Source organism: aff. Roholtiella sp. LEGE 12411 (assembly GCF_015206995.1).
Classification (GTDB): domain Bacteria; phylum Cyanobacteriota; class Cyanobacteriia; order Cyanobacteriales; family Nostocaceae; genus Komarekiella.
In genome coordinates this window covers 59,477-70,268 of the sequence record NZ_JADEXR010000011.1, presented here as the reverse complement: position 1 = coordinate 70,268, position 10,792 = coordinate 59,477, and the positions used below count along the sequence as shown (strand labels likewise).

Here is a 10,792-nt window from a genome sequence, read left to right as displayed (position 1 = left end):
CCCATACCCCATGCCCCATGCCCCATGCCCATTGCCCAATCCCCAATGACAAATGACCAATGACCAATGACTAATGATTCAATAGATTTAGTGAAGTATTGTGGAGAAACAATAGATGTTTGGAGTAATAGCTTATATCGGCTTTTTGGCTTTGTTCTTTGGCTTAGCTGTTGGGTTGCTGTTTGGTCTGCGCGCTGTCAAGCTGATTTAACAGAGCCATTAAACCCAAGGCTCTAGGACTTACGCCTGAAATATCTCCTTACCTGGTTAAAAGGGGGCTTTTAAGGTTCCCCCTTTTTCCGGCTTGCTTAGGGGGAGTCCGCTACACGAACGAGGTTTGATGTTTTCATTGCGTAAGTCCTGGTGTATCTCAAAATGGCAAATTAAGCAAAGATACTCAATTTGAATTTTTGCGCTAAAGCTTCGACAAAGGCAAGTCCCGCTACAGGATTACCCACTGTATCCAAAGCGGGACTGTAGCAGGCGATCGCTCCTTCACCTGGTACTATTGCTAAGAGTCCACCACCAATCCCAGATTTCATCGGTAGACCAATCTTGACGGCAAACTGAGCAGAAGCTTGGTACAGCCCACAGGTTAACATTACGGCGTTGACAATCCGGCGGTGCTGTGATGACAAAGAACTGTTTTCAAAAGCTAGAAGTTTTCCCAGTAGGGCTAAGTCTTCAACTCTTCCAGATAAACAGCACATTTGCTCATACGTGTCAAGTGCTGTTTCTGGATTTTCTAGATGCCCGATTTCGGCAAGATAATTTGCGATCGCTTGATTAGCTGGGGAACGTGTAGAGCGTACTGAAGTCAGCATTACTTCATCTAACTTTAGCTGACAACCGGCTAATTGATTGAGCCATTGACAAAATAATTGAGTGCGTAGGCAAAGCCCACCGTAGGTATCGCTTGCGTCTTTTCCTGGTAATTTATCCGCGAGGGTAATGGCTCCACTATTAATCATCGGATTACGTGGTCGTCCGCGATCGGCAACTAGCTGTTCTAAAGAGTTGAACGGTGCATCTGATGGCTCAACGCCAACCCACTGAAAAACCGTTTCTGCTCCTAGATGTTCTAGCAGATAAAGCAGAGAAAATGTTTTAATAATGCTCATCAGTGGGAAAACACGCTCTGTATCCCCATTTATAGTTTGCTCCGATTCACAGCAAATATGAACTGCAAACCAACCAGGATCAGCCAAAGCTAATAATGGGATGCGAGCAACAACTTGTCCTCGTTCAGCTTGGATTTTAGCTTGTTGTACCCAAGCTGACAACTCCTTAGTGGTTAGTCTGTCAAGTCCTTTCACAAGAGATACAGCCACGTTAAATTACTAAGCATAATTTACCTGTCTTAATTACGAATTACGAATTACGAATTACGAATTATGATGATTCCTCGTGTTAGAGCGCCAGAATTACCACAAAAATACTCTTGGCTAAATACTGACAAACCTTTGTCCCTGAAGCAACTCAGGGGTAGAATTATAATCTTAGACTTTTGGACATACTGTTGCATTAACTGTTTGCACATTCTGCCAAACTTGAAGTATCTAGAACAAAAATATAAAGATAGCCTAACGGTTATTGGCGTCCACTCTGCCAAATTTGACAACGAAAAAGAAACCGAAAACATCCGTCAAGCTATTCTGCGCTACGACATCGAACATCCTGTTATAGTTGACAGCGGTTTCCGGGTTTGGCAAGAGTATACTGTGCGTGCTTGGCCAACGTTGATGATCATCGATCCCGAAGGTTACGTGATTGGCTCCGTCTCTGGTGAAGGAAATCGCGATGCTTTAGAGCAGCTAATTCAACAGTTAATTCAGCAACACCAGGATCAGGGTACGATTAATTTTCAAGAACTCAGCTTGACTTTAGAAAAACAGCGCCAACCATTAATTACACCTCTGGCTTTTCCTGGTAAAGTTCTGGCTACTCCAGCGGGTTTGTTCATCGCTGACTCTGGACATCACCGTTTAGTCATGAGTAGCTTTGAGGGAGAAATTTTGTATTTGATTGGTACTGGTAAATCTGGCTTAATCGATGGTGCATTTAACGAAGCCCAGTTTTTTGCACCGCAGGGAATGGCGTTTGATGCAAAAAATCAGATTCTCTACGTTGCTGATACGGAAAATCATGCTCTGCGGCGAGTTGACTTGAAGCACCAGATAGTAGAAACTATTGCGGGAACGGGTGAGCAAAGCCATAATATTCGCCCTCATGGCGGTGCTGGTTTAGAAACGGCGCTGAATTCTCCTTGGGATTTAGTGAAAGTGGGAAATACTTTGTTCATTGCAATGGCGGGGCCTCATCAAATTTGGCAAATGGATTTGGAAACTGGTGTGATCAAAACTTATGCTGGAACTGGTGCGGAAGCTTGCGTTGATGGTTCACTTACTGAATCTGCTTTTGCTCAACCCAGTGGTATCACCACTAATGGAGAAGAATTATATATTGCTGATAGTGAGGTTAGTTCAATTCGCGCTGTGGGATTGGTGGAACCGCGTCAAGTTAGAACAGTTTGCGGTAATGGGGGTTTATTTGACTTTGGTGATGTTGATGGACAGGGTGAAAATGTCCGATTGCAGCACTGTTTAGGAGTGGAATACGTTCAGAATTATTTATGGATAGCAGATACTTACAACCACAAGATTAAATTAGTTAGTCCCAGTGGTAATTGTCAAACTGTTTTGGGGGATGGTTCTGCTGGTTTGCAAGATGGTCAAGGTAAAAATAGTTACTTTTTTGAACCTTCGGGATTGAGTGCTGGGGGTTCACATTTATATATTAGTGATACAAATAATCATGCTATTCGTCGTGTAGATTTGAAAACTTTTGAGGTAACAACGCTGCAATTTCCCGGTTTGTGTGCGCCAGATGTTTGTATTCCACTTAATCTATAGAATGATTACCTCACGCAAAGGCGCATATAGGACTAATATTTGATTTTTGAAAAAAATTCAGTACATCTTTATTACTTCTTCTCCATTCCCCATTCTCCATTCGGTGTCTCTACAAGTCAGTTCACGAATCAAATCGGATTACTATATATGAGCAACATGAACACTACTATCTTCCACATTACGCAACGCCAACAATGGCAACAAGCAAAAAACATCGCCATATATCGCGGTGATACGCTGGATACTGAAGGCTTTATCCATTGTTCAAAAGCTGGTCAAATAGTTAAAGTTGCAAATATATTTTTTCCTAACCAACAAGATTTAATATTGCTGTTTGTTGATTCTGACAAGGTGGAACCGGAAATTCGTTATGAAGAAGCTGAGATAGGTGAATTATTTCCTCATATTTATGGAGAATTGAATATTGATGCTGTGTATAAGGTGATTGATTTTGAAGCTAGGGAAGATGGTTTGTTTGAGTTGCCGCAAGAAGTTGTAGATTTGGAATAACGAACCGCCATCTCTACGAGAGGCTTTCGCCAACGCGCAGCGTCTCGCAGAGAAGACGCCAAGGACGCGGAGGAGGAGAAATGGAAAGTCAGGGGTTTAATGTGGGTGAGTATGTTGATCAGATGGGGTTGTTGTTGGATTTGCAGATCAGGGATGAGTATCGTGATGGGGTGGTGGCAAATTTTGAGAGAATAAGAGCGATCGCACAATTAGTAAACTCTTTTTCTTTACCAGAGGAAGTTGAAGCTGCACCAGTGTTTGAACCATGAATGATGCTGTATCCATAGCTGCTGCTGTGCGCGAAGGTAAAGTTAGTGCGGTGGAAGTTACTAAATCTGCGTTAGCGCGAATAGCAGCGCGGGATGATGAGCTTAACTGTTTTACGGCTGTGACTGCTGAGACGGCTTTGGTAGATGCAGCACGAATTGATGGGGAAATTGCCCAAGGTAATAATCCTGGTGCGTTGGCTGGTGTACCTTTTGCGGTGAAGAATCTCTTCGATATTACTGGTTTAATAACTCTAGCGGGGTCGAAAATTAATGCAGAAAACCCAGCAGCTTCCCAAGATGCAACAGCAATAGCCAAGCTGAAACAAGCTGGTGCTGTGTTGGTTGGTGCTTTAAATATGGATGAGTACGCTTATGGGTTTGTGACGGAAAACTCCCATTACGGTGCTACTCACAATCCTCATGATTTAAACCGAGTTGCTGGGGGTTCATCGGGTGGTTCAGCGGCGGCGGTGGCTGCTGGGTTGGTTCCGCTAACGCTGGGTTCGGATACTAATGGTTCGATTCGCGTTCCGGCTGCTTTATGTGGCGTTTTTGGTTTTAAGCCAACTTATGGGCGGTTGTCTCGTGCTGGGGTAGCTTTATTTTCTAGTAGTTTTGACCACATTGGGCCTTTTGCTCGTTCGGTACAGGATATCGCTACAGTTTTTGATGTGCTTCAGGGAGAAGACGATCGCGATCCAATTTGTACAAAACGTCCGCCTGTAGAGACGTTACATGTAACGTCTCTACGTCTAGATATTTCTGATATTAGAATTGCGATCGCTGGTGATTATTTTACCAAAGGTGCAGAACCGGAAGCCTTAGCAGCAGTGCAAAAGGTAGCAGATGCTTTGGATGTAAATGAGTATATAACAATACCAGAAGCACACCGCGCTCGTGCAGCCGCTTTTGTGATCACAGCTAGCGAGGGAGCAAATCTGCATTTAGACAAATTGCGTAGGCAAAGCCCACCGAAGGTATCGCGTCCCCAGGATTTTGATCCAGCGACACGCGATCGCTTTTTGGCTGGGGCGTTAATCCCTAGTAGTTGGTATCTGCAAGCACAACGTTTTAGAAGATGGTATCGCGATCGCGTGCGCGAAGTTTTTCAAAATGTTGACGTAATTCTCGCCCCAACTACACCAATTTCTGCACCGCTAATTGGTCAACAAACGATGATTTTAGACGGGGAAGAAATTCTTGTTCGTCCTCATTTAGGGTTATTTACTCAACCTTTATCTTTCATTGGCTTACCTATTTTATCAGTACCAATTCAGCAGCAAAATGCTTTACCTCTGGGCGTGCAATTGATAGCAGCACCCTATAATGAAGCGTTAATTTTACGTGTGGCGGCTGTGTTAGAGGCAAAGGGTGTAATCAGTTGTAGGTGCGATCGCTATTTTATATAAGAGCGCTCATACAAATATGTTTTGCAAACGCTGCAAGATCGCAAAAATCTCTGAATAGTCCTTATAAATTCTCTATATGAAACAAGACGCCGAAAGTTTAGCCAATGTTACAGAAATTAATCAGTCAAAAAAAGCGAAATAATCACCAGACAATATAGCATTTCCTAATCTACTTTATTATTTCACGTAGCTATAAATAGTAGTTCTGGTTATATAGTAAACTTCCTTAATAGGAAGTTTTTGATAATTCAATGGTTGCAGAATTATCATTGTTTTGAAGCAATAATACTTTCAATAATTCAATTTCCTTTTCCAAAATTTGCACTTTATTAAATAACGAGTAAATCATTTCTGCTTCTGGATCTGGTAACTTTTGATGATCAAGAAAATCAGTTGATTCTCCTTGACAACGAACTATTCGACCTGGAACACCCACTACGGTGCAATTAGAAGGGATATCTTGTAAAACAACAGAACCTGCACCTATGCGAACATGATCACCAATTTGGATGTTTCCTAAAACCTTTGCCCCAGCACCTACAATGACATGCTTTCCAAGGCTGGGGTGACGTTTACCTGTTTCTTTACCAGTACCACCAAGAGTAACGCCTTGATAAATTAAGGCGTAGTCTCCGACGATCGCAGTCTCTCCAATCACTGCACCCATACCGTGGTCAATAAAGACATGCGCGCCAATTCTGGCTCCTGGATGAATCTCTATTCCTGTTAACAAACGTCCAAAGTGGGAAATTAAACGTGGAATTAATGGTAACTTTAGACAATACAGCCAGTGCGCTGCCCGATAAAAAAATAGAGCCTGCAAACCAGGATAACACAACAATACTTCCAACCAATTGGTTGCAGCCGGATCTCGCTCGAAAATAATTTGAAAATCAGCCTTTAGAGTATTTAGCAGCATTTTAAACAAATTAAGTGATTTTAAAGGGTGAAAGATTGCTTTGTAGTTACTAAATGAAAATATTCAATTTTTTATAGCCTTAAAAAATTCTTTTAATTTACCAACACATTAACTACAAATATTTTTTTCTAAAAAACAATATTTATATTGTTCGTAAAATTATTAACAATACATATAATTTCCTGTAAATAAGAATTTGGCTATACACTACTTTAATTAGCTCTTAATTCTTAGCTTTACTTTTATATTTGCTAATATAAAAAATACTAAGTTTATCAATGATAACAATATCGCAAAGGGTGTTATATAGCTCCATTTGACCGACATTTTATCTAAAACATGCCAAGGTAATAGAAATATGACTAAATAAGTTAACTGATGTATATTCTTCCAGTTATTTTTTAGCTTTCTTACACTCCAATCATTTGACGTTACTGCCAATAGGCTAAAAATAAATAGTATGGATATACCTTGAAAATATTCAATATAAGTTAAGGGCGATAGCAAATTAATGTGTTTCTGAATTAGCATTAATAAACCATGATTTGAGCCAAAAAAGAAAGCGCTAATACCTATATAGCGGCGTTTTTTAAGTAACCATAGTATAAAATTACTACTTTTAAGGGAAGGAAAAACTGTTTTAAATATACTTGGTATCAATGTAGCTATATAAGCAACTAATGCAAAAAAACCCAGAAGATTAGCTAAAGGAGCAGGATTACAAAAAACTGACAGAAATAAAGTAATCAAATAAGTAGTTAAAGCTAATATTACTAAAATAATATAAGATTTTTTATTTACAATTAATTGTCGCATAGTCATCTTTTTTTAATAAGTTTTTGTAGTGATAACTGCTAATTAAACTACTTAAATACTTGATATTGTATATAGATGCATAAATAAATAGAACAAAGACTGAGATTTGAGTAGCCAAGTTTCTAATCAGAATATCTTTAAAATTGTCAATTAGCTGTAACCTAGGGTAGATAAAGATAAATAACGTGATTCGCTAATACCTTAAACCTACCCAGATGATTAATAATCGCTCGATTTGACTGCTGGAAAACGAAGATAAAACTTTAAGCTTTACTACACTAAGACGTTATTAGATACGTAATTACCTACAGATGTACCTGCAATTAACCCAGCTTCACTTGATGACGGTAAATGAATTCCACCGTAAAAACGGCTGATAGAATTTTCTTCCACAAAATCTCTAAAACCTTGAAAGTGGCGAGCAACACCAGGTAATTCTTGCGAAGGGATACTAAAACTTATGTTGTCAGTACCATAGAAGGAAGCTAAAACCGTACCAGCAGCAGCGCCTAACGCAGAGTGAGCTGCTATGTAATCAGGATGTGGTGGGGTGTCTAGCAGTGATTTCCAATTAGGGTCTTGAATCGTGTATGGATTACCATTCGTATTAGCTTCTCGAATACCAGTAATCGGTCGCCATTGATTGTAAGTATATTTAGCATCATATGCAACGACACCGGCATCCGCAATGGCTATATTCATGAGCGCAAACAACCGGGCATTTTCTGCCAGCGTATTGCCTTGTTGTAATGCTGTATTTTGGGCAATGAGATTGTAAGGTTCTCCAAAAGTGCCTGAGCGATCGTAAGCCCAGAATTTAGCAATTTCAGTTTGCTCTGGAGTGCGAATAATTTGAGTAACATCAGTGTTTTCTAAACCACCGAATAATCGGACTTGTTCCAGTTCTTCTGCATACTGGATGCTACTCAATGCTGGGGGGCCATCCACCCCAGTACCTTCTAAGACATCTTCTACACTTGATATCGCGAATGGAGTAACATCACCCCACCCAGGCAACAATGCGTCACCTCCAATGTCACCTGTACTACTGTTAATAGTTCGCCGCCAGACACCAGGAGTAGGTTGCGCTGTATAAGGTTTAAAAAATGCTTGTAGTGCGCCATCATTACTTCGTGATTGCAGTATTTGATTAGCAACACGTACTCCTAAACCATAGCCGATTTCTTTACCTTGGTTGTTGGGAATTTCTCCTAAAGACCTAATCTTTTGTGCCTCAAATGTCACTGCTTCGCCTGGGTAGAGATTGATCAATGTTTGGTAGGCTGCTCCAACTACCGCTGCTTCGGGTGAGGCACCGACTAATTCTGACTGGTCTATATTAACAAGGTAAGGAGCATGGCTACGGTCAATTGCATTCACAGCATCATAAATTGCCGCGTGAACTATTGCTGCATTGCGCGGATCAAGCGCAGCCAGCGCCCGGGCTCCTTCAACATTTTCCTTCGCCAACTCCTTCTCTATCTTGATGTTATTAGCCTGTATGGCATTAAGCAGGGTTGAATTCCAATCGAGTACAACATCAGTCCCTGGCGTTGAGATAAAAATGCTGTTGAGATTGTTATTTTTATTGCTTTCAGAAATTATGTTGTTGGGGTCAATTTCGGCTAGCAGATAATAGGCTCCTGGTGACACAACGCTAGGAGTACGAAATTTAGTATCAGTAAAGTCAAGGATGAAAGTTTGGGATTCACCTGGTGCTAATTTAAGATATGGGATATTCAGACTGCCTAGCAATTCATCTGTCCCTTCTAGTGCAGGGTTCAGGGTATTCAAAGGTGAATTATCTAAAACTGAGTCTGTTGAAGCATAAAGGTTGAGTGTTAAAGGCCCTTTGAACTTTGCTTGAACTTGAGCTTGATTAGTGACAACAACACTAACTTTACCTTGTTCGTCAGGAAAAATTGTTGGTTCCTCAATCGCGCCGAAAGCAATGGAGAGATCTGGCAACCGTTTTTGAGTATTCATAGAGTTTTTAGTTGTGCCAAACAACGAAGGCGAAGTTGTATCAGCTGAAGTACCCATCGGTTGCGGGGATTGATTGTCAGTGTAATTGACATCTTGCGCCATTGGGTCATGGATTGTTGTTAAGGAACCCGTGCGATCGCAGATATCACCAATCCACAATTGCGTTCTAGAATCAGCACCCTTTACTCCAAAATTATCCCCAGCTTTCTGAGTCGGAATGTTGAAAATTTCTATTTTATTCAGGAGAGAATCATTCAGCAGTGGTTTTTTAGAGGCATAAGAGTCGATAGTGGCAGGTCTTGTGGAATTTGACAGATCTTTGTGATTGTACAGATCACTAACTTGACGGTGTGGCTTATGGAAGATTGTAGAATCTTCAATCTCAGTAAAATCATTTACGAGCTTGGAAAATAGTTTTTTCATGAGCTTTTTAGTTCTGTTGCAGATATCTAAGTAAATAGGACTTACGCAACTGGCACACAAGACTTCTGGTATAAGGGTCAAGGGTCAAGAATCAAGGTTTTTTGGACTTTTGACCTTTGACTCTGGACAACCTCTGGCGTTAAAAATATGACACTTGCGTAAGTCCTGTAAACTTTAAAAAGAATTCAGCTGTCTTTGGTAAAAAAATTGTGGTTTATTTACCTGAAAATAGCTGTATATCTGGTAGTTCATCCTCTACCCGTCGTAGACGAGGATACTGGTAAGCAACAACTGTCGCCATCATCGTCAGTGTTCCCATAACAATGAACAGTAAACCAATGCCGCGCCCTTTGCCGATGCCAATTACCTGTCCAATGCTGCCAGCTAGAGGTCCATTCACAGCCATGAGAGGCTCAAAAACGAAGTCTGCTAAAGGCCCAGCAACAAGATAGGCGACTGGAAAAGAAACTCCGGAGATCATTTTGCTCAAAGCAAAAACCCTTCCTTGTAAATCAAGCGGAACTTTTTGTTGCAATATTAGTTGGTTAGAACCGTTAATAATTGGCAAACCATAGCAGAATAGGAAAACAGCGAGAGTAAAAAGTGCAGACGAAGCCCGTAGCCCAGCTACTATCATGCTCAATCCGTTGAGTAGCAAGAAGCCAAACACACTATTGATGCGGCGTTTTGGGCCTCTCCAGATACTCATCACTACGCTGCCGAATAGCATTCCACTGCCGCCAATCGAAAGCATGATACCAGCAACAGCAGGTGAAACAAAAGAAAGAATTAAGGGTGTAGCTAATACTTCAACAACTCCTTGAAGGAAGTTAGTGGCTGCGAAAAACATCTGCAACCCTAGTAGTCCAGGCCGCGCTGTAATGTAATTCCAACCGTAAGAAATATTGCGTAACAGCGAAAATTTTTCTATGGAATCAGCAGTTGTGATTTTATGCTTGGGGAATTTAACTAACAATAGTGTAATTAGAGCAAAGGAGAAAGTGCAAAAGTCTAATAAGAGGACACCCTGAATTTGAATTGTTACAACTAGTATCCCGGCAAGTACGGGCGAAACAAGTTCAGCTACCGATTGCCCCATCTGGGCGAGACCACCAACACGATGCAGATGCTCTTTAGGCACTAACGTAGTACTGGCAGCAGTGTAGGCCGGCCACTGAAAGGCTTTGCAGATAGAACTAACGGCTGTTGCTAAGTAGATGTGCCATAATTCCAATTGTCCGAAAAACAAGAACCAGGCGATCGTTATGGTACTTAAACCAGCCCCTAAATCGCTATAAAACATTGTTTTTCGTCGATCCCAACGGTCTACAAAAGCACCTGCTACGGGTGAGGCCAAGACCAATGGTAAGGTAGTAAATAAAGAAATCAGTGAAAAATCTGTAACAGATCCTGTGCGTTGGTAGACCCAAACACCTAGGGCAAAGCTTGTCAGACCAGAACCCACAAGAGAGACAAGTTGTCCCAACCAGATGATAATAAAAACCTGCATTCTTCTTGCAACGGCACGTTGTTCCATCTCAATATCCT

Annotated in this window: 10 protein-coding genes; 5 read left to right on the top strand and 5 right to left on the bottom strand. The window is 41.2% G+C overall.

Going from position 1 to position 10,792, the window contains the following annotated elements:
• Nucleotides 1-115 precede the first annotated feature (115 nt).
• Nucleotides 116-211, top strand: a complete 96-nt coding sequence (gene petL, locus IQ246_RS04335; protein ID WP_162394510.1) for a cytochrome b6-f complex subunit PetL — start codon at nt 116-118, stop codon at nt 209-211.
• Between the two features lie 172 nt (nt 212-383).
• On the opposite strand, the gene IQ246_RS04330 is transcribed toward petL, so the two are convergent.
• Nucleotides 384-1,316 carry a glutaminase gene (locus IQ246_RS04330; RefSeq protein WP_194000464.1) on the bottom strand — a complete coding sequence of 311 codons (933 nt, stop codon included), beginning with the start codon at nt 1,314-1,316 and terminating at the stop codon, nt 384-386.
• Nucleotides 1,317-1,397: 81 nt separating this feature from the next.
• Between IQ246_RS04330 and IQ246_RS04325 the strand changes: the two genes are divergently transcribed.
• The 4 genes from IQ246_RS04325 to IQ246_RS04310 all read left to right on the top strand — a co-directional run bounded on the left by IQ246_RS04325 (nt 1,398) and on the right by IQ246_RS04310 (nt 5,100).
• Nucleotides 1,398-2,912 carry a thioredoxin-like domain-containing protein gene (locus tag IQ246_RS04325; protein ID WP_194000462.1) on the top strand — a complete coding sequence of 505 codons (1,515 nt, stop codon included), beginning with the start codon at nt 1,398-1,400 and terminating at the stop codon, nt 2,910-2,912.
• A 147-nt stretch (nt 2,913-3,059) separates the two neighbouring features.
• Nucleotides 3,060-3,422, top strand: a complete 363-nt coding sequence (locus IQ246_RS04320; protein WP_370588448.1) for a DUF952 domain-containing protein — start codon at nt 3,060-3,062, stop codon at nt 3,420-3,422.
• Nucleotides 3,423-3,502: 80 nt separating this feature from the next.
• The gene (locus IQ246_RS04315) at nt 3,503-3,691 is read left to right on the top strand and encodes a DUF4089 domain-containing protein (RefSeq protein WP_194000452.1); all 189 of its coding nucleotides are present in this window, start codon (nt 3,503-3,505) and stop codon (nt 3,689-3,691) included.
• A complete protein-coding gene (locus tag IQ246_RS04310; RefSeq protein WP_194000450.1) occupies nt 3,688-5,100 on the top strand; it encodes an AtzE family amidohydrolase in 1,413 nt (470 codons plus the stop codon). The genes IQ246_RS04315 and IQ246_RS04310 overlap by 4 nt, the downstream gene beginning before the upstream one ends.
• Nucleotides 5,101-5,326: 226 nt before the next feature.
• Here IQ246_RS04310 and cysE read toward each other — a convergent pair whose 3' ends face one another.
• The 4 genes from cysE to IQ246_RS04290 all read right to left on the bottom strand — a co-directional run bounded on the left by cysE (nt 5,327) and on the right by IQ246_RS04290 (nt 10,781).
• The gene (gene cysE, locus IQ246_RS04305) at nt 5,327-6,016 is read right to left on the bottom strand and encodes a serine O-acetyltransferase (RefSeq protein WP_194000458.1); all 690 of its coding nucleotides are present in this window, start codon (nt 6,014-6,016) and stop codon (nt 5,327-5,329) included.
• Nucleotides 6,017-6,235: 219 nt separating this feature from the next.
• The gene (locus tag IQ246_RS04300) at nt 6,236-6,841 is read right to left on the bottom strand and encodes a ferric reductase-like transmembrane domain-containing protein (RefSeq protein ID WP_194000448.1); all 606 of its coding nucleotides are present in this window, start codon (nt 6,839-6,841) and stop codon (nt 6,236-6,238) included.
• Between the two features lie 267 nt (nt 6,842-7,108).
• Nucleotides 7,109-9,244: a CARDB domain-containing protein gene (locus tag IQ246_RS04295; RefSeq protein WP_194000446.1), complete on the bottom strand. Its 2,136-nt coding sequence runs from the start codon at nt 9,242-9,244 to the stop codon at nt 7,109-7,111.
• Nucleotides 9,245-9,458: 214 nt separating this feature from the next.
• Nucleotides 9,459-10,781 (bottom strand): MFS transporter, encoded by a 1,323-nt coding sequence (locus IQ246_RS04290; protein WP_194000444.1) that lies wholly within the window; start codon nt 10,779-10,781, stop codon nt 9,459-9,461.
• Nucleotides 10,782-10,792 lie beyond the last annotated feature (11 nt).